This is a genomic window from Marinimicrobium sp. LS-A18 (assembly GCF_000463525.1).
Classification (GTDB): Bacteria; Pseudomonadota; Gammaproteobacteria; order Pseudomonadales; family Cellvibrionaceae; genus Marinimicrobium; species Marinimicrobium koreense.
The window spans coordinates 745,784-764,436 of sequence record NZ_AWEP01000006.1; the positions used below are offsets into that span (position 1 = coordinate 745,784).

Genomic DNA, 18,653 nt, shown 5'->3' on the forward strand with positions numbered 1-18,653 from the left:
AGGCTGAGGGGCTCAATATACGGGAGTTGGTCAGTACGACCAAGGGGCCCGGATGGATGTCAGCCCATTGGCTCAGTGCTCGCCTCGCCAGTAGAACATTCCGGCCCGCTTACCCAGCACCCGAATCGATTCGTGTTCGTCTGCCGGCCGCTGCGCCAGGCCGTAGCACAGGTGCAGGGGCAGCAGGTGTTCCTCGCGGGGGTGACAGTAGCGGGCTTCCGGAGCCGTGCTCCAGTCTACCAGTCGCCCTGACCGCTCGGTCTCGCTCAGAGCCGGGTTGATCAGGGTGTCGGTCAACCAGTCTTCGAAGGCTTTATTGCGCGCATCGCTCTGCGCTGTGACTGGCTCGAAAAAAGCCTTCATGTTGTGAAAAGAAAAGCCTGAGCCGATCACCAGCAGGTTGTCCCACTCCAGGCTCTGCAACGCCCGCCCCAGGGCGATGTGGGTCGCCGGGTCCAGGGACTTCAGCAGCGACAGTTGGATACAGGGAATATCCGCCTCGGGGTATAGGAGCTTGAGGGGCACAAACAGCCCGTGATCAAAGCCCCGTTCCGCGTCTTGCACGGCGTCCAGTCCCGCCTGGCTGAGCGCCTGACTGACCTGAGTGGCCAGTCCCGGCGCGCCGGGGGCGGGGTACTGAATCTCGTACGACTCGGGCGGAAAGCCGGAGTAGTCGTAAATCAGCGGCGGCTGGGCACCGCTGGTGACGGCGGCGACGGGTGCTTCCCAGTGGGCACTGACCACAATGATCGCCGAGGGCCGACGTAGGCGCTTACCCAATGAGGACAGTTGTGTCACCAGCTCGCTGTGCGCCGGGTCCCCCAGCAGCGGCAGAGGGCCGCCGCCGTGGGAGATATAGAGAATGTCGGGCTTGTTGGCCATGACGGTGTGCCTCCGGGTTTCCCGTTAAATGCGTTTGGCGATCAGGTTGTCCAGTGACAGTCGCCCGGCGCCCAACAGGGTCAGGGCCGCTGTGGCGGCGAGCAGGCTGAGCGCAAACTCGTAACCATTGTTGGCCATAAACAGGCCATTACCAATGTGCACGCTGAAAATCGCCACCACCATGGTAAAGGCTGACACCAGAGCGGCCGGTCGGGTGAGCAGGCCAAACATCAGGGCCAGGCCACCAAAAAACTCGGCGCTGCCCGCCAGTAGAGCCATCAACAGGCCCGGTTGAAGACCGATGCTTGCCAGCCATTGCCCGGTACCTTCGAGGCCGTAACCACCAAACCAGCCAAAGAGTTTCTGCGCGCCATGGGCCGCCAGGATGATGCCGATGGGAAGTCGCAGGAGCAGAGCGCCAAAGCCGGCGTCGGATTGCAAAGCGTTTTTAATCAATGGGTGTGACATGGGGAATCTCCAATAACTAGTGGCTGTGGGTAATCAACGGTTTCAGATTACTATCAACTCATGAGCAAATTAATGGGTTGTTTGTTGTATTATTGTCAACAAATCGTTGATAGTTGAATGTTTTCGACAACGGGAGGCTGGCCATGGACCGTTTGACCGCTATGCGCGCCTTTGTCACGGTGGTGGCCGAGGGCTCCTTTACGCGGGCCTCTGAGCAAATGGGGGTGTCCACGCAGTTGGTCAGCAAGTACGTGGGGCAGTTGGAGGTACACCTGGGAGTGCGTTTGCTCAACCGTACGACGCGCCAACTGCACCTGACCGAAGCGGGCACTGCTTATCACGCCCGCGCGAAACCGTTGCTGGACGAGTTGGAAGCCGTGGAAAGCCAGCTAGGTAACTGGCAGCACCAGGCGCGCGGACGTCTGCGCATCAGTGCCCCGGTGTCCTTCGCCGCATCGCATATGGGGCCGCTTCTGGCGGACTTTCAGCAGACCTATCCGGGCATCGAAATCGATCTGCAGCTCAATGATCGCAAGGTGGATATTGTCGATGAGGGCTTCGATATTGCTTTGCGTATCGGCCGACTGCAGAGCTCCTCATTGGTTGCCAAGCGGATCGCACCGGTGCGCATGGTGCTCTGTGCTTCCCCTGCCTATCTGGCTGCCCGAGGAACACCCTATAGTCTCGCTTCGCTCAAGGGGCATCGCTTTCTGCATTACAGCTATATGGATGAGAGCAGCGAGCCACTGCTCAAGTGGTTGATACCCGAGGCCGAGGAGCCGGCCGGGCTGGCGACCAACAATGGTGATGTGCTGGGGCGGCTGGCCGAGGCCGGCGCGGGCCTGGTGCTGCAGCCCACCTTCATAGTTGGCCCGGCGATTCAGGCCGGGCGGCTTCAGGTTCTGTTACCGGACCACGAGCCGGAATCCCTGGCTCTTTATGTCGTTTACGCCCACCGACGCCTGCTCGCCACGAAAGTGCGCGCCTTTGTGGACTTCATTGAGGGCTACTTCGGGGATCCACCCTATTGGGATGGGTTTGATGGTCAGCCCAATCGCGGTGTTACAATTTGCTCAGACTAGAGGAGACCCCATGGATACTCAAACCCAAACCGAACTCGAAGCGGCGGCCTTTCGGCGCCTGCTCAAACATCTGGATGAACGCAAGGACGTCCAGAATATCGATCTCATGGAGCTGGCCGGCTTCTGCCGCAATTGCCTGAGCAAGTGGTATATGGAGGCGGCCCAAGAGCGTGGCCTGGACGTGGACAAGGACACGGCGCGGGAAATGGTCTACGGCATGCCCTATGAGGAGTGGAAGGCCCGCTATCAGACACCCCGCTGATCGGCCTGCCTTATTGTCATATTGTATTTAAGGGCGGTTCTGCTAGTATCCCTGCATCATAAGTAAATCGATAAGGGGTCGTTATGAACCGTCTTTCCCGCCTGTGTCTGTCCGCACTTCTGTTGTTCACTCTGGTGGCCTGCGCCACGTCCTCCGATAAGCCCAATGAGGCCAGCGTCCGCACCTGGGAGATGCAGCAACTGGTTTTCCACGCCGAGAACCCCTACGACAACCCCTACACCGAAGTGGACGTCTGGGTGCAGCTCAAGGGGCCCGATTTCGACAAGCGGGTGTACGGCTTCTGGGACGGCGGCAACCGCTTTGTGGTGCGCCTGGTGGCCACGGCGCCGGGGGACTGGTCCTGGGAGCTGGGCTCCAACCAACCGCAAGACGCCGGGCTGAATGACCGCCAGGGGGCCTTTACCGCCACCGGCTGGAGCGAGGCGGAAAAACGGGAGAACCCCAACCGGCGCGGGTTTGTGCGCGTCAGCGACAATGGCCACGCGCTGGAATACGCCGATGGCACGCCGTTTTTTATGGTGGGCGACACCTGGCTGGCGGGGTCCACCTGGCGGCTGCCGTTCCGCAACGCCGCCACCTCCGATGAGTACGAACCCGGTCCCGGCATAGGGTTCGAGGATGCGGTCAACTACCGCAAGAACCAGGGGTTCAACTCCGTCAGTATGATCTCGGCGTTCCCCAACTGGGAGGCGGACCTGAACCCGAGCACCTATGCCGATGAGAACGGTATTTACCTGCGCAACGCCTGGGAGAAGTTCGGCTACGATGTGTCCGATGAGCAGGGCACCGATGCGTCGGGTGGCGTGAGTTACTGGGGCACCTTCACCGCCAAGAATATGCGCGATGAGTACGGCCACCTGCCGTTTGCACTCTCCGATCAGCACCCGGGGGTATCGGACTTCAATCGTCTGACACCGGCCTATTTCCAGAGCCTGGATAAAAAAATGGCGCACCTGTCCGAGGTCGGTTTTGTGCCACTTTTGGAAACCGTGCGTCGGGATGTCGGCCCGTCCTGGAATGCCTATTTTGATTTCAAAGAGAGCTTTGCCCGCTTCGCGCAGTATCTGATTGCCCGTTACGGGGCCTATAACTTCGTGTTCAGTGGCATTCACCTGGATTGGGTGCCGGAAGACTTCAGCCTGACCGCCGATCAGTTTAACGAGGCACTGACTTATCATCTGGAGACCTATGGTCGCCCGCCCTTTGGTCAGATTCACACAGTGTTGATCGACCGGGCGACCCATACCACCCTGGGCTCCGGTGATGAGGTGCCCTGGCTGGATATGCACAGCGTGGGTAACAAGCCCCGGGATCATCGGGTCGGGGAAAACCTGGAGGCGCAGTTCTTCCTGGAAGATCCGCCCAAACCGACCATCAATTTCGAACCCTATTACACCGGCTGGTTGCACGAAATCAACAAACCCGGTGGGGAGGAGCCTCCGCCCAACTCGCAACGGGACAATTATTTTGCCCGGGCGCAGATGTTCGGTTCGGTGTTGTCCGGTGGCCTGGCAGGGCACGTGCACGGTACCGCCGCTTACGACATTACCACCACCGGCGAGCCCGATGGGGCGCGGCCGCATATCTGGGATGCCCTGCGCTATCAGTCAGCGAATTATATGCAGCACCTGGAAAGCTTCATGCTCTCGGAGGGTAAGCGCTATCAGGATCTGGCTCCCGTCACCGCTGATATTACGCCGCGCAAAGCACCCAATGCGCCGGAGGATGGGCTGGACGGATGGTCTTATATGATGCGCACCGCCGAGGCGGATCTGGCGATGCTGTATTTTGAGAATGCCTCGGTGGCGCCGACCTTGAGCGGCTTCACGCCCGGTGCGTCTTATGTGATGCAGTGGTTCGATCCGATCAGCGGCGAGTGGCTGAACCGGATGTCTGTGATGGCGAATGAATCCGGTGAAATTGAGGTTGCCGCCTTCCCCGCCGGTTCGGCTCTGGCGGAGCGGGATTGGGCGTTGAAGTTGAAGCGCCAGTAGTCTGTAGAGATGTGATGTCAGGGCTGTGTCGGATTACGCGCTGGGCGCTAATCCGACCTACGAGTCTGATATCACACGTCCAGTGACGATCAGCACCACCCGGTGCCCCGTAGGGCGGATAAGGCCGAAGGCCGCATCCGCCGCTCCTCGGTATGCGCTACCAATCAATAGCCGACCCGGTCCGCATAGGAGATAATTTTTTCTCCGTAGCTCCCGCCCCAACTGTAGCCGTTACGACGTTCTGCCGAGATCTCCATGATGTCGTAGTACTTGCCGCCATCCCGGTCACTGAAGAAGCCTTCGTTGGTATTCAGGTCGTAGAAGCGGTACCACATACGGTCACCTTCGCTGTAGACAATCTTCTCTTCCACCGAGCTGTCGTAGCGGTGATCGGCCAGGTAGGTGTCCTCGCTGCGGAACCAACCAATAGCGGCCTTTACGGCGGCTTCCACTTCGGGCGTCTGCGGTTGGGTCATCAAAAACGCGATGATTTCGACCGACTCGCTGCCGCTAAGGGATTCAAGTTCATAGGCACGCGCGGCCTTGGGTAGGTAGTCGTCCTTACCGTGCTGGGCGCACCAGACGGTCAGTTCGCCGTTCTGCTCCCACTGGGCCTGAAGAATATAATCCACGCCCCGTTCAATCGCGTGTGCCATGGCCGCCCGGTCGGAGTCGGTAAACAGGTCGGTATCGAAGGGCGCGCTCTCCAGATTGGCGTGATAGAGCGCCGTGAGCACCCGGGTCATGGCGTTGTCGTTGAAGGTGACGTGATCCGAATAACCACCGCGCAGCGGATAGTACTGGGGCCAGCCGCCGGTGTCGTACTGGGCATCGAGAAGGTAGTCCATGGCCTTGCGCACGGCATCCCGGTAGCGGGTTTCGCCGGTGTCTTTATAGACCTGCGCCAGGTAAATCATTTCGGTGACGGTGGCGCCGTTGTCGATAGTGCCCAGGTCGTTGCCGCCGCTACCCTCGAACTCGTAGTCCTGGTTTTTCGGCCAGCCGCCGTGGTCGTACTGGTACGAGAGAACGATGTCGGCCTTGTCCTGACTCCAGGCAAAGCGGGCGCTGCGGAACCGGCTGTGCACCGGGTTGCCGTCCTGCGGAAGCAGCAGGCCATCGCCATCGCTGTTCACTCCACAATCCACCGCGGTGGGGGTGACGCCGATGACCGTAAGGGCGTCCACATTCGGCAGGCCGTCCACTCCGGTCGCAACCAGGGCAATGTCGTTGTCACCGGCGTCGAGTTCCACCGTCTGGGATTCAGTGGTCCAGCTGGTCCAGCTACCGGTGGTGGCAAACTCAAACTCACCGGCGTCGGTGTCATTCACCTGAATGTCGCCAGGACGTGTATTGAGCGAGGTGTACCTAACCTCCAGCGTGTAGTGACCCGCATCGGGCACATTGACCCGGTAGGTGATGGCACTATCGGGAACATTGTCAGTATTGGAAAAGCCCGGGCCGGTGAACCCTTCGTTGTCGCTGTCGACCGTGCCATCGAGTCGGCAGAAGCCGGTATCGTACTCCTGGATGGTCAGGCTGTTCTCATCGCTCTGTACCGGTTCACTGGAGGACTGAGAGGATTCGGAGGTGCTGGATGCCGTCGAGCTACTGCTGCTTGAACTGGACGAGGCGTTATCCGGTGCGGAATCCGATCCGCCGCAAGCGACCAGAAAGCCGCTCATTATCACCGCAAGGGTGAGGGGTTTGATGGTCATGGTTGACTCTCTCACTATTTTTTATTGGACATTGTTTGACCGGCGAGCGGTCTTTTTTTGCTTTAGGGGCATTTCAAAACGCGCGGGATTCGTCGCCCCACTCGCTGTAACCGATGAAATATCCGGGGTTTCCCTTTGGCGGTCAAGGCCCTGAAACTACGATGCATTTCGCTGTAACCGATATGCACCTCGTCGGTACTGTGTCTGCCGTCGGCGCAGAGCCAGTATATAAAAATCAGATAAAATGCGCTGTAACCGGATTCACAAAAGGCGGCGGCGGGCGATATCGCATTAGTTGCTTTACGCGCCGATAAGGCTATAGTTGATCAATAGGATCGAATAACAGACGTATTGCCACAGGGTTAACAATGGAGCCAAGGGGTGTGTTTTCAGGAGCCGGTGTCCGGGCATGGACGGTATTTTTGGTCCTGGTATCGCTGCTACTGGGGGTGCCGGGTATGGCCACTGCCAAGGATGAGCTGGAACTGGTGGATGTGGCCGTTCAATTGAAGTGGCGCCATCAGTTTCAGTTCGCCGGGTATTATGCCGCGATCGAGCAAGGTTACTATCGGGATGCAGGCCTGAACGTGACCCTTTATGAGCGCAGTGAAAGCCGGGCGCCCATTGACCAACTGATGAGCGGTCGCGTGGATTTCGCCATTGCGGATACCGGGGCATTGATTTACCGCGCCTCGGGGGTACCTCTGGTGGCGCTGGCGGCCATTTTCCAGTCCTCACCCTCGGTGTTGATGACTCTGGAGAATGGGCCAATCGACTCCCTCTCTGACCTGAAAGACCAGCCCGTGATGCTCAGCGGTGGCTACATGAACGCGGAGCTGCTCGCGATGCTGGCCAACGCCGGAATGGTGGTGGACGATGTCCAGGTGGTGCCGAGTGAAACCTCGCTGGAGGCGTTGATCTCCGGGGAGGTGGCAGGCTATAACGGGTACAGCACGAATGAGCCTTTCGAGTTTACCCACCGCGCTATTCCCTACCGGGTGTTCCGCCCGAGCGATTACGGTATCGATTTCTACGGCGATGTACTTCTGACCACGGAAACGATGCTCAACACCGCCCCCGAGGTGACCCGGAATTTTCTTGAGGCGACTCGACGGGGTTGGGAATACGCCCTGACCCATCCGGACAAAGTGGTGGACCTGATCCTGCGGGACTACAACCCCCTGGGTAAAAGTCGGGAGCACTTGATGTTCGAGGCGGACGCTTCGAAATCACTGATACTGCCCAATGTGGTTCCCGTCGGCTACATGAACGAAGAGCGGTGGCGACATATAGAGACGGTGTTTCGCGACCAGGGATTGCTGACCGGGGAGGTGGATCTGAATGCCTTCCTCTACAGCGCGGAACCGGACTCCCTGTTTGATGAGCTGTTCTGGGCTCACCGGTGGTACTGGCTGGTGGCGCTGGTGTCGATGATCGGTCTGGCGCTGCTGTTGCACGCGCGGCAGCTCCATGCGGAGGTGGCCGTACGCACGCGCCAGCTCAGCGATGCCAAACAGCAGGCGGAGCAGGAAGCGCGAACCGATTACCTCACCAACCTGCCAAACCGTCGGCATCTACTCGAGTGTCTGGTTCGTTATTCCGCCCAATCCCAGCGACATGATCTGCCCCTGTCGTTGATCATGATCGATGTCGACTATTTTAAACGAGTCAACGACCAGTACGGCCACGCCGCCGGTGATGAGGCGCTGAGACAGGTGAGCGCCTTGTTGGCAGAGTCGGTACGCACCGGTGATATGGCCGCGCGCATGGGGGGAGAGGAGTTCGCCATCGTCTGCCTCAACAACGATGCGCAAGAAGCCGTAGCGCTTGCGCAGAGGCTCTGCCAGGAGATGGCAAACACGCCAATTACCTTCGGCAGCGTTGAGTTCAGCCTGACCGTCAGTATGGGCATCGCGGTGTATGAAAATGGCGAAGCGGTTTCATCCCTGTTACAGAAGGCCGACACGGCCCTATACCAAGCCAAAGCCGGCGGCAGAAATCGGGTGCAAATCTGGCAAGCGGGCGGGGATCCGTCTCCCGGGCCCGGCACCGCAAGTCCGTGACAGGGCGACAATCCTCATAATATACTGCCCGAGAGAACTGTGAGAGATCCTGCACCATAGCAGGGCAAACCACCCCTATAAAAAACATCTGGTGGATATTATGACAATCAACCCTCGTCCCGGCCGGTGGCTGGGTGTGCTCCTGTGTGCCAGTCTCGCCTCCGAGGTGCTGGCTCAAGATCCCGTTGTGAAAGTGGACCTGGACTTTGCCGGCCGGCAGACGTCGGAAGTCAATGAGCCGGGTTATACGCCCTGGTCCATCGGTAGTGTCAGCACCGCCAGCGAAACCTTCGACGGTGTGAGCGTGACGTTTACCCAAAGCGGTGGTGTCGGCCTGCGCTCGAACTGGTTCAAAACCCATATTCAATCGCCCTATCTCGCCCGATTGGTGAGCGATGGCCTTCTGGTGGATTTCGGTGACGGTGAACCGCAGGAGGGGGCCATCACCATGACGTTGTCGGATTTGCCCGCCGGCGAGCACAGCCTGCTGGTGTATCTGAACTCGGTTGACGGCTGGGCCGACACCACAGTGGCGCCGCTGGATATTTTCGTGGATGGGGTTCAGATCGAAAACGATCTGGCCATGACCAATCGCGTCGAGGAAAACACCGCGGCGCAGACGGCGTACCTGACGTTCGACAGCACCGGTGACGATGTTGAAGTTCGGTTCGAGGCCGACACTGGCGCCGGCGCGGAGATTGAAACCGTGGTGATCAATGGCTTTGAGTTGAATACGCCCAATGTGGCCCAGCAAGCCCGACAGCCCCTCCCGGCCGACGGTGATCGACATGTCGAAACGACCGACGGCCACCTGACACTGAACTGGACGCCGGGTCCGGACGCGGTTGCCCATGAGGTGTATTTCGGGACGGATGAGGCTCTGGTGAGTGACGGCGACAGCTCGGTTTATTGGGGGCGCCAGGCGAGCGGTGGTTTTGCACTACAGGGGTTGTACAGTCGCGAAGAGTATCTCTGGCGGGTGGATCAGGTTGACCAGGAAGACCGGATCACTCGCGGTAATGTCTGGTCATTTCAGCCACGTCAGCTCGCCTTTCCCGATGCCGAGGGCTATGGTCGCTTTGCGCTGGGTGGTCGTGGCGGTCAGGTAGTGAAAGTCACCAACCTGAACGACAGCGGCCCGGGCAGCTTGCGCGCGGCGGTGGAAAATGATATTGGTCCGCGCACCATTGTGTTCGACGTGTCCGGCATCATTCATCTGGAATCGCGTCTGACCGTCAGTGATTCGTATGTGACCGTGGCAGGACAGACCGCGCCCGGCAAAGGCATTGTGGTACGGGGGGCACCCTTCGGGGTCAGTGGTGCCAGTGACGTGGTGATGCGACATGTCCGGGTGCGCCTGGGGGCCGGCACCACCTACGATGGTATTGGCCTGCAGGGCGCGGATCACGCCATTGTCGATCACAGCTCCATCAGCTGGACCATCGATGAAGCCTTTTCTTCGCGCAGCGCGCGCAACATCACGTTGCAGCGCACCCTGATTGCCGAAGCATTGAATGTGGCGGGGCATGACAATTACCCCTCGGGCACGCGGCACGGTTACGCGGCCAGCATCAGTGGCGACATCGGCAGCTTCCACCATAACCTGCTGGCCCATAATGAAGGCCGGAACTGGTCGTTGGCCGGCGGGCTGGATGGCAACGGGGACTACGCCGGGCGGTTGGATATTTTTAATAACGTGGTTTACAACTGGCGCAGCCGGACCACCGATGGTGGCGCTCACGAGGTGAACTTCGTCAACAATTATTACAAGCCGGGCCCGGCCACCGAAGAAATGTACGCGCTCAATGTGGAGTACGATAATTTCCCCGGAACCCAGCGTTACTACTGCTCCGGTAACGTGATTCCCGGCCGCGCGGACGAGAGCAACCAGACCGCCGTCTGCCGGGTGAAAAGTGGCAGCCCCAACGGTTATGAAACCTGGGTGAATGAACCGTTCTTCCCCTCCCGTGCCGAAGTGCACAGTGCCGCCGAAGCCTACAAACGGGTATTGTCCGATGTGGGAGCCGGGGGCTTGATGCAGGACGATCAGGATCTTCGGGTCATTCAGGAAACGCTGACAGGAACGGCCACCTACGAAGGCAGTTACACCGGCGAGCCGGGCCTGCCCGATCACGAAGACGACGTGGGCGGCTATGAAGATTATCCCTACCTGCAGCGTGATCCCGATTGGGATAGCGACGATGACGGCCTGCCCGACTGGTGGGAAAAACTTCATGGCCTGAACCCGCTCTCCGGTGGCGACGACTTTGCCGATGCCAATGCGGATCCCGACCGGGATGGGTACACCATGTTGGATGAGTACCTGGACTGGATGGCTCAACCTCACACAATGATCCGCGAGGGTGAAGCCGCCGAGTTAAATCTTTCCGATCTGTTCCGTGGCTATACCGACGAGCCGGCCTATTCGATCATCTCAGTCAGCAATGGCTCGGTGGCGCTTGAAAATGGCACGGCCGTTTTTACCACCGAGGCGTGCGGTCTGGCGGAGATCGCGTTGAGCGTGGAGGACGCCGACGGCCATTCCATGACTCGAACCGTCCATGTGTTTGTGGACACCGATCCCGCCGGCGAGTGTGAGCGCAGTCCCGAGTATGATGACGCTCATACGCCGGCGGGACCGGCGGATGGACAAAGCGATGAACAACCGGCCCCCGACGGCGGTGATGACGGTGTCGATATGAGTAACGATACAACCAGTGGCGGCGGTGGTAGCGTTTCTTTGACCGGGCTGGTGATGTTGTCGCTTCTGGTCTGGCGTCGTCGCCAGCGAGTTCGGCCCAGGCTGGCGTAGGGATCCGGTTATGCAAACGTATTTGGTCATGAGTTTTCGGGCCTGGCTGGTGCGCGCCGGCGGAGCGGACCTGCAGCCTTGGCGGTACGAGGGAAAGTATAAACGGGCGGGTTACAGCTATCCGAAAAGTTACGTAGACGAAGAGTTTGTGTATGTCGCCTACGCGACCAACAAGGAAGATATCGAAATCACCCGAATACCCATCGGGTCTTTGGTTCCTTAGGTGCAAAAAAATCCCCGGGTGGTGAGCCACCCGGGGATTTTTTCAAGGCTTCAGAAAAACCGGAATCAGATGCCCCACAGACGGCGCAGCATGTCCCACTTCTCCTGTTCGAAGCCTTCCCACTGACCCCAACCACTTTCATTGGAGACCGGATCGTACGCGTGCTCGTACAGACCACCGGTATCTTCCGATTCGGGGTTGGTGGACCAGTAGCAGCCCTGGATGTCCTTCTCGATCATGTAGTCGACCAGGGTATTCTGCCACTGCATGTCGATGCCGGGCTCGACGTGACTCCAGGCTTCACGATGGCGCGGCGGCGCATCGGCGGGCCAGTTCGCGTGACCGCCGAACTCACCGATGATCATCGCGTAGCCCTGATCGCGCAGGTAGCCGAAGTGTTCATCCCAGCCGGCCTCCAGGCGTTGCGGATCAATGACGATGTCACAGCCGGCTTCAGCCGCCTCGATATCTTCAAGGCCTTCACACTCCGGTTGCGCCGGGTCCATGAACTGACGCTGGACAAAGACCGACGGGCCGTAGGTGTGCGGCGACAGAATCAGGCGCTCCTTGGGAATATCCAGCGGTGCGTCCGCGAAGGGGAAGAAGTTTTCACCCCAGTTGGGGTTGGAGTCTTCATCGCCGTGAGGCACTTCGTCACCGGCACTGGTTGAGGTAGCGATGCCTTCAACCATGATCAGAACATCGTCGTTGACCTCGGCAATGGCCTGGTAGGCGTTTTCAGACAGGCGCTTCCACTCGGCCCAGGTGTAATCCCACGGCTCATTGAAAATGTCGATGGCCATGATGTTGTCGACGCCCAACTGCTCGGACAGACCGGCGATTTCCCGAAGGTCTTCCAGCCACAGCTCTTCGTTGTACAGATCGACCTGTACGTCCGGGTCGTCTACCGGGCCGCAGGAATAACCTTCGCGCTTGAACTCATAGTTCTCGCGTTCCGCATCCGCGTAAGGCGGTGTGGCATCCAGCCGGCCCGCGCGCCAACCGACGTAGTTGGAGCAGGAGTGAATGTCGATGATTACGTTGATGCCGTTCTCGTCGGCCTGGACAATGAAATCTTCCAGCGCCTGACGGGCATTTTCCTGACGGACCGACTCGTGGTTTTTCAGCACACCACCCTCGCGAATGTCACCGATACCTTGGGGATCGTTCGGATCCAGGGTCTGCGGCGCAATGGGCAGACGAATGGTATTGATCCCTTGGGCGGTAATCTCGTCCATGGTCTGCTGGATGGTCCGGCCGGAATCTACCCACCACATGTTGCCGACATACAGCTCCATGGGAGCACCGTCGGCGTTGTTTTCGGCATCGGCAGGCTCGTGTTGGCCTTCAAGGCCGAACCAGGCAGAACACTGCACCGGGAAGGCGTCACCGTTCTGGGTGATTTGACCGGTTTCGTCAACACGGAACACACCGCCCGCATCCGGCGTGCTGCTGGACGAGCTGGATGAGGAGGAGCTTTCGCTGCTGGATGAGCTCTCACTACTGGACGAACTCTCACTGCTGGAACTGGAAGAGGAGCTGCTGCTTCCGCCGTCGACCGGGCCGTAGGGATCGGGCTGGTCGCTACAGGTGGTCAGGCCGATACAGCTCTGGTTGTCTTCCCAGCCCCAGCCGCTGTCCTGACTGTCACAGAGCGGGTAGAGCGTGCCATACCAATCACACTGTTGACCCGTGGCGCCGTCGTCACTGGATGAAGAGCTGGAACTTTCACTGCTGGAGCTCTCACTGCTGGAGGAACTGGACGAGCTGGAAGAGCCCCCACCGGTGCAGACGTCACCCGACAGTTCCGGACGCTCAATGGCGCCGCCGTTGGCATCAATCTGCATGCCGAACTCAACGGTCTGACCCGGTTGAATCGTGCCATTCCAACCCAGGTCGGTCGCCGTATAGGGGTTGCTGCCCGATACCTGCGCGTTCCAGCTGTTGGTGACCCGGTTGTTGTCGTAGGTCCAACTGACGTCCCAGCCATTGACGGCGGTGGTGCCGTTATTGGTGATCTCAACGGTGGCCGTGGCACCGCTGCCCCACTCGTTGCTGACAACGTATTCGCAATTTGCCGATTGAGCCATGGCACCCTGTCCCGCCATCGCAAGGCCAAGGCCCAGCATGGCGGCGTAAATGCCATTACGCTTTTGTGTTGTGCTTATCATTTGTAGTTTTCTCCTGGTGTTGCTGAACGGAAAGCAGGTGGCGTGCACGTTATTGTTATATCGCACACTCACCTGTCGCCTTGATTGCCTTTAGTCTGGATGACCATAAGGCGCAGGAGATGGTATCCCAAAATCAAAAGGTACAAATGACTGTCTGTCCGGTTTATGACGTATTACTTTTTTTTATTATCCTTAGCGCTTAATGAACGAGACTGTTATTAGGAATTGCAATCCGTTGTCGTTCAAATATTTGTTGTGATGATTTAAATTTTTCAAAAAAGCGAACGCCTTTTGAACCACTTATGGCGCAAGAATATTAATCGTTGTGTTGGGCGTCGCGATCTTCACTGTCGTTCGATTGTTTTTTCGTCTCTCGGGGTAAAAGCGGTTCGTAATAATCCGCGAACAAATCGGGAATCAGGATTTTTCGCTCGTCGGATCTGTCGCTCAGCTCGGTATCGCGCCAGGGAATAATGTACAGAAGCTTGGGTAGCTCCCGATTGGAACGGATGCGCGTCGCCTCCATTTCGATTTCGATGCGTGGGCTGTCCTGGGCCGGAACCGGCGAGCTGACCACCAGGAGTGGCAGCAAGCCGGTCAGGAGAGTGAACAGGCGGTACTTCATCCGGCGTGCTCCCGATGTTGTTGACGTTTGAGCGCATTTTTCAACTGTTCAAGCCAGGCGGTCGTGGCGTCGTCCGGCTCGTCGATCAAAGCGAGATAGTTCTGGTAGTGATCAATGGCTCGTTCAAGGTCCTGGTAGTAAGTGTCGTAAATTAACGCCAGGTTGTAGTGTGCATCGGGATAGTCGGACTCCAGAGCCACTATCCTTTTGAACAGCCGCTCAGCCGATTGTGGTTGATCGGCATTCAGCGCCAGAATGCCGGACAGATTCAACGCTGGAATGCTGTCCGGGTTCAGTTCAAGGGCCCGTGCCAGCGCCTGATCCCGTAATTCCGGTTTTTCTAAGCGGTGATACAGCGTGGCCAGGTTGGCCCAGAGCTCCGGGTGGTGAGGTCGCTGTTCGATCAGTTGCTCCAGGATGTTGGCCGCCGCATCGTAGTCTCCAGTGGCCGCCCGTGTTGCGGCCCGGTCGGCCTGGCGCTGTTGCTCCTCGCTCAGAGATTGGCGTGCATGGTCCCGCACGGGTCCGGGCTGTGGTCCATTCGTGGTCTGGGTACAGGCACCGAGCAGTGCACTGGTGACGAGCAATACACACACTGGCCATCGTGTCTTTATCCTCACGGCTGGTCCGCCTCCAGGCGTGCGTTGGTGATTGGTTCTGAGGTGTGGGTTGGTTTTTCTGACTCCGCCATCTTCGGAAATCGAAGGCTCATCTTGGCCGGTCGGTCATAGCGAACCGGAAACAGGACGGCCAGGCGCTCCCGGCTTTTTGCCAGCCAGTCATTGAAGGAAACCGAGGCGACGCGCCGCAGGTTGCGCTCGTAGAATTCAATCGCCTTGTCCTCAAACGGGAAGGCGCGATCCTCCAGAAGAATGTTGTATTGCATCAGTGCCTCGTCGCTCAATTCCGTGGGCCGGTCTGACTCCAGTAAGTCCCGCGCCAGGGTTTCGTAGATGCGGCCAATCTGATGGGTGGATTCCGATGCAATGTCCGTCAGGCCGTAGGAAGCTGCGCGGGCATAGTGCTGGATGGCGTTCTGCATGTGTCCGGTTTTCTCCGAGAGGCTTCGGTCCAGCGGCAGGCTCAAGCGGGTCGCCTTGAAGTGTTCGTGGTGATCGCGCCCCAGGCCGAGTGCGGCGGTGGCGGCCAGGCGTCGCGTCCGGTCGGTCCTGGCCTGATCCGGTTGCTGTCGGTCCCGGGTCAGGATCTGTTGTTGCCAGTACGCCCGCTTCTCCGGTTCGCCGGATTGGGTGTACAGCGTCACCAGGTGGTTCATGGCCTCGGCGTTCTCCGGATAGGGGCTCGGGTAGCGATGGGCGTAACGTCGAAAAGCATTGATCGCGGCGTCCCGATCGCCCTGTTCAAGATAGAGTTGAGCGGCCTTCCACTGCGCGGCCCGTTGAGCGCGACTGTCCTGTTCGGTGCCCGCCAGGCGTTCATACTGACGAGCGGCCCGGTCGGTCTGACCGCTGGCCAGATAGGCGGTACTCAACTGACGTTCGGCATCGACCCGCAATTCGTGTTCCGGGTATACGGTCTGAAAGCGCTGAATCAGGGCGATGGCCAGGCCCCAGTTTTCGTATTCGCCGGCCAGTGACAGGGCGTTGTAAAGTCCGCGCGCGGCGTTGTCGCTGTCGGGGTAAGCTTCGTGAATGCGTCGGAAATGATCAATGGCGGCGTCCCATTCCTGCCGACGCTCCGCCTGTTCCGCCTGCCGGTACACGCTCAACGACCAGCGCGCTTCGGTCAGCGAGCGGGTTTTGTCCGACAGTGCCGGGAGACTGAGTAACTGCCGTGCGACCTGTTCCGCCTCGGCGTAACGCTGCTGATCGAAATGACTCTGCAGAATGAGCGAGTAAGCCTCCTGTTGATGGGGCGGGTGATCCTGGGCAAAACGTGCCAGTTCAATCGCGTCATCGTAGGCATTGGCCCTGAACGCGTGGCGGGCGGCCTGCCAGGCAACGGAAGGCGTGCGCGGGTCGCTGGGGTAGAGCCGGGCGAAGGCCTGTGCGTAGCGCAGGTTGCGGGCCAGCCAGCGCTCCGGTTGTTGACCGGTCAATTCATCAAGTAGCGCCAAGGCCGCATAGGCCGCGTCCTGGTTGAGAATGACCGAGCCATCGAACGCCGCCCGCTCGTATTGCAGGAAGGCCGGTTCGATTTGTCCGGCTTCCGCCAACAGATCGCCGTAGAGCAGCGTAACCCCGTCTTGCTGGGCATAGCTGGCAAAGTGCTCGAGATACCGTTGGTACCATTGCTGCGCCTGCCTCAAATGCGCGTCTTCGGGCTGCTGTTGGTAGCGGCTGTGATAATGTCGGGCCACTTGCGTCCACTGGTGGCGAAGGGCTTCCGTGGTGTTCTTTTCCAGGGCCGGATTGTTCGCGCTTCCGGCGTTGAGCGTTCGATAGCGTTGGTACTCCCGGTAAGCGGTTTCGCTGGCTTGCAGAGCCGCCTCGGTGAACCCGTGCTCCTGCCAGAGTGAGACGATGTGGGCCCGGGCCCGCAGGCTCAGCAGAGGCTCCGGCCCGGCGGCGATCAGCGCCTGCCACTGGGTCACTGCATCGCTGATACGCTCCTGGTCTTCAAGTAGAGTGGCGCTGGCGTGGTAGGGGGCGTAGAGGTCCGTCAAGCCGTGTTTCCTGAACAGTTCAACGATCGGGGGGGAGTAGCGCTGCATGGCCAGGGCCAGGGAGCGGTAATATTCGTTATAGATGACCTGCTGGTCGGCGTTCAGTGGGGTCTCGAATTGCTCGGCCAGGTCCGGAAAATCCTGCGCGTGTATGACCGCGATGTAATCTTCCAGAGCGGCCTCATACAGGGACTGCTTGTAGCGCGACCAGCCGCGCTTGAACAGCGCCCGCTCGTGAAATCCGGTGTCCTGGCTGCTGTGCAGTGCCGCGGTGTAGGCAATTTCCGCCGCCAGGTAGTCACCGGCACTGAACGCTGCCTCGGCAAGCCGGAACTGCGTTTCAGCGTACAGCTCAGACTCGGGGTGGCGTCGCGCCAGGGCCTCCAGGGCCTGCAAGGACGCATCGTGATTGCCCAACAGGTCGTGACTTTTGGCGAGTTGATAGAGCTTGCGATCGTTGCCTGACGCGTCCGGGAAATCGGCCAGGGCCAGGGTCAGCAGCTCAATGGTGCGCTCCAGGGTGGCGCGATAGCGTTGGTCTTCCTGATAGTCGTCCTGTTGGGTCCAGCGTTTGCTCTCCCTCAGCTCCAGCTCTGCCAGACGGGCCAGGGCCTGGTTACGGCTGTGATCGTGCCCCGGTGCGTTGTTCAGGAATTCATAGTAAGCGCTCTTGGCGTCGGCGCCCGAAATCTGCCCGGTGACTGGGGCGCTGTGGTAAGTTGAGGGGGAGCGGTCGAGCTGCGCGAGCGTGGCCCGCTCAGGCGGTTGGGAAACGCAACCGGCGAGTATCAGGGTAGCCGGTGCGATGGCGTGCCACAGTGTGCGCGAGCGAAAAGATGAGTTAACGGCGATCATAGATGGTGGCCAGTCCGTATTGGCTTTGACTGATCAGCGTGTTCAGCCGGTTCTGTTGAGCTTCCAGCGACCGGGTGTCCGTCGCTTCGGGCGAACGCTTCGCCAGCGTTTTTTGTATCTGCTGTAACTGGTGTTGATAGAGCAACAGGGCTTCCCGATAATTGGCCTCGGCCAGTTTGAGCCGGTTCATCCGGTCGTAAGTAAAGGCCACCAGAAATGCGCCTTCGGGGATGTCTTCGGCGTGCTCCTCTTTGAGTCGTCGGAAAGCATTGAGCGCACCGCCGTGGTCCCCCAGGTGCAGCGCCGTCAGGCCGATGCCCCGCCAGGCGTGGGCGCGGTGACGACTGTTCTGGTCGATGGTGCCGAAGGTGGTTCGGGCATCGCGGTAGAACCCCTGTTGCAACTGGGACATCCCCAGCATCATGCGCCAGCGGTTTTTCAGCTCGGCCTCCGGTTCGGCGCGTGCCAGCAGTTGCTCCAACTCCCGATGGGCATCCGACCACCACCCCTGTTTCAAAAACGCGATGGCCAGGTTGGTGCGGGCTTCAAGGTAGACATCACTGTCCGGTTCGATGCGCTCGTATAACGGAATGGCCCGGCGGTGCTCGCCCCGAGATTGCCACAGCAGAGCCTCCGCCAGGTGCAGATAGCTTCTTTGAGGCGGGCTCAAGGAATAGTGGTGTTGAAGCGACGGCAGTTGTTCTTCCACCCTGTGCCAATGTGCCTGCCGGACGGCGTCACGCAAGTCGCTGAACTGTCGCTCGATGGCCTGATCGAACGATTGGCTCAGGGCCACGACCGGCAGACATAACAGACCCAGCATTGGAAGGAGCCGCTTCCGTTTCCTTGTC

14 protein-coding genes are annotated in these 18,653 nt (G+C 59.4%); 6 read left to right on the forward strand and 8 right to left on the reverse strand.

From position 1 onward, the window contains the following. Positions 1-72 precede the first annotated feature (72 nt). Both N645_RS0114320 and N645_RS0114325 read right to left on the reverse strand, forming a co-directional pair. Positions 73-882 (reverse strand): class III extradiol ring-cleavage dioxygenase, encoded by an 810-nt coding sequence (locus tag N645_RS0114320; RefSeq protein ID WP_024462200.1) that lies wholly within the window; start codon positions 880-882, stop codon positions 73-75. A gap of 24 nt (positions 883-906) precedes the next feature. After that, a complete protein-coding gene (locus N645_RS0114325; RefSeq protein ID WP_024462201.1) occupies positions 907-1,350 on the reverse strand; it encodes a DoxX family protein in 444 nt (147 codons plus the stop codon). A 143-nt stretch (positions 1,351-1,493) separates the two neighbouring features. Here N645_RS0114325 and N645_RS0114330 point away from each other — a divergent pair, with 143 nt between their 5' ends. The 3 genes from N645_RS0114330 (at position 1,494) to N645_RS0114340 (ending at position 4,709) form a co-directional block, all read left to right on the forward strand. After that, positions 1,494-2,432: a LysR family transcriptional regulator gene (locus N645_RS0114330; protein ID WP_024462202.1), complete on the forward strand. Its 939-nt coding sequence runs from the start codon at positions 1,494-1,496 to the stop codon at positions 2,430-2,432. 10 nt (positions 2,433-2,442) lie between these two features. Next, positions 2,443-2,694: a DUF1244 domain-containing protein gene (locus N645_RS0114335; RefSeq protein ID WP_024462203.1), complete on the forward strand. Its 252-nt coding sequence runs from the start codon at positions 2,443-2,445 to the stop codon at positions 2,692-2,694. An 83-nt stretch (positions 2,695-2,777) separates the two neighbouring features. After that, positions 2,778-4,709 (forward strand): DUF5060 domain-containing protein, encoded by a 1,932-nt coding sequence (locus tag N645_RS0114340; RefSeq protein WP_024462204.1) that lies wholly within the window; start codon positions 2,778-2,780, stop codon positions 4,707-4,709. A 164-nt stretch (positions 4,710-4,873) separates the two neighbouring features. Here N645_RS0114340 and pelA read toward each other — a convergent pair whose 3' ends face one another. Beyond that, positions 4,874-6,427 (reverse strand): pectate lyase, encoded by a 1,554-nt coding sequence (gene pelA / locus N645_RS17605; protein ID WP_024462205.1) that lies wholly within the window; start codon positions 6,425-6,427, stop codon positions 4,874-4,876. A gap of 458 nt (positions 6,428-6,885) precedes the next feature. On the opposite strand from pelA, the gene N645_RS0114350 reads away from it, so the two are divergent. The 3 genes from N645_RS0114350 (at position 6,886) to N645_RS0114360 (ending at position 11,525) form a co-directional block, all read left to right on the forward strand. After that, positions 6,886-8,490 (forward strand): GGDEF domain-containing protein, encoded by a 1,605-nt coding sequence (locus N645_RS0114350; RefSeq protein WP_193744992.1) that lies wholly within the window; start codon positions 6,886-6,888, stop codon positions 8,488-8,490. A 100-nt stretch (positions 8,491-8,590) separates the two neighbouring features. Next, positions 8,591-11,302, forward strand: coding sequence for a polysaccharide lyase family 1 protein (locus N645_RS0114355; RefSeq protein WP_024462207.1), 2,712 nt, complete (start codon positions 8,591-8,593; stop codon positions 11,300-11,302). Between the two features lie 10 nt (positions 11,303-11,312). Continuing rightward, positions 11,313-11,525, forward strand: a complete 213-nt coding sequence (locus N645_RS0114360; RefSeq protein ID WP_024462208.1) for a hypothetical protein — start codon at positions 11,313-11,315, stop codon at positions 11,523-11,525. Positions 11,526-11,590: 65 nt separating this feature from the next. Here N645_RS0114360 and N645_RS17890 read toward each other — a convergent pair whose 3' ends face one another. From N645_RS17890 to N645_RS0114385, 5 genes are all read right to left on the reverse strand, one after another. Beyond that, the gene (locus N645_RS17890; protein ID WP_081666190.1) at positions 11,591-13,696 is read right to left on the reverse strand and encodes a cellulase family glycosylhydrolase; all 2,106 of its coding nucleotides are present in this window, start codon (positions 13,694-13,696) and stop codon (positions 11,591-11,593) included. 316 nt (positions 13,697-14,012) lie between these two features. Then, on the reverse strand, positions 14,013-14,321 hold the full coding sequence (locus N645_RS0114370) for a hypothetical protein (RefSeq protein WP_024462210.1): 309 nt from the start codon (positions 14,319-14,321) through the stop codon (positions 14,013-14,015). Further along, the gene (locus tag N645_RS0114375) at positions 14,318-14,917 is read right to left on the reverse strand and encodes a tetratricopeptide repeat protein (protein ID WP_024462211.1); all 600 of its coding nucleotides are present in this window, start codon (positions 14,915-14,917) and stop codon (positions 14,318-14,320) included. Before N645_RS0114375 ends, N645_RS0114370 begins: the two co-directional genes overlap by 4 nt. Positions 14,918-14,937: 20 nt before the next feature. Then, complete coding sequence (locus N645_RS0114380; RefSeq protein WP_024462212.1) at positions 14,938-17,802, reverse strand: tetratricopeptide repeat protein; 2,865 nt, start codon at positions 17,800-17,802, stop codon at positions 14,938-14,940. Beyond that, the gene (locus N645_RS0114385) at positions 17,789-18,625 is read right to left on the reverse strand and encodes a lipopolysaccharide assembly protein LapB (protein WP_024462213.1); all 837 of its coding nucleotides are present in this window, start codon (positions 18,623-18,625) and stop codon (positions 17,789-17,791) included. Before N645_RS0114385 ends, N645_RS0114380 begins: the two co-directional genes overlap by 14 nt. Positions 18,626-18,653: the final 28 nt, after the last annotated feature.

Excerpts from the sequence above, each read along its gene's own strand:
- N645_RS0114320 (WP_024462200.1), bottom strand. The coding sequence starts at position 882 with ATGGCCAACAAGCCCGACATTCTCTATATCTCCCACGGCGGCGGCCCT.
- N645_RS0114325 (WP_024462201.1), bottom strand. The coding sequence starts at position 1,350 with ATGTCACACCCATTGATTAAAAACGCTTTGCAATCCGACGCCGGCTTT.
- N645_RS0114330 (WP_024462202.1), top strand. The coding sequence starts at position 1,494 with ATGGACCGTTTGACCGCTATGCGCGCCTTTGTCACGGTGGTGGCCGAG.
- N645_RS0114335 (WP_024462203.1), top strand. The coding sequence starts at position 2,443 with ATGGATACTCAAACCCAAACCGAACTCGAAGCGGCGGCCTTTCGGCGC.
- N645_RS0114340 (WP_024462204.1), top strand. The coding sequence starts at position 2,778 with ATGAACCGTCTTTCCCGCCTGTGTCTGTCCGCACTTCTGTTGTTCACT.
- pelA (WP_024462205.1), bottom strand. The coding sequence starts at position 6,427 with ATGACCATCAAACCCCTCACCCTTGCGGTGATAATGAGCGGCTTTCTG.
- N645_RS0114350 (WP_193744992.1), top strand. The coding sequence starts at position 6,886 with ATGGCCACTGCCAAGGATGAGCTGGAACTGGTGGATGTGGCCGTTCAA.
- N645_RS0114355 (WP_024462207.1), top strand. The coding sequence starts at position 8,591 with ATGACAATCAACCCTCGTCCCGGCCGGTGGCTGGGTGTGCTCCTGTGT.
- N645_RS0114360 (WP_024462208.1), top strand. The coding sequence starts at position 11,313 with ATGCAAACGTATTTGGTCATGAGTTTTCGGGCCTGGCTGGTGCGCGCC.
- N645_RS17890 (WP_081666190.1), bottom strand. The coding sequence starts at position 13,696 with ATGATAAGCACAACACAAAAGCGTAATGGCATTTACGCCGCCATGCTG.
- N645_RS0114370 (WP_024462210.1), bottom strand. The coding sequence starts at position 14,321 with ATGAAGTACCGCCTGTTCACTCTCCTGACCGGCTTGCTGCCACTCCTG.
- N645_RS0114380 (WP_024462212.1), bottom strand. The coding sequence starts at position 17,802 with ATGATCGCCGTTAACTCATCTTTTCGCTCGCGCACACTGTGGCACGCC.
- N645_RS0114385 (WP_024462213.1), bottom strand. The coding sequence starts at position 18,625 with ATGCTGGGTCTGTTATGTCTGCCGGTCGTGGCCCTGAGCCAATCGTTC.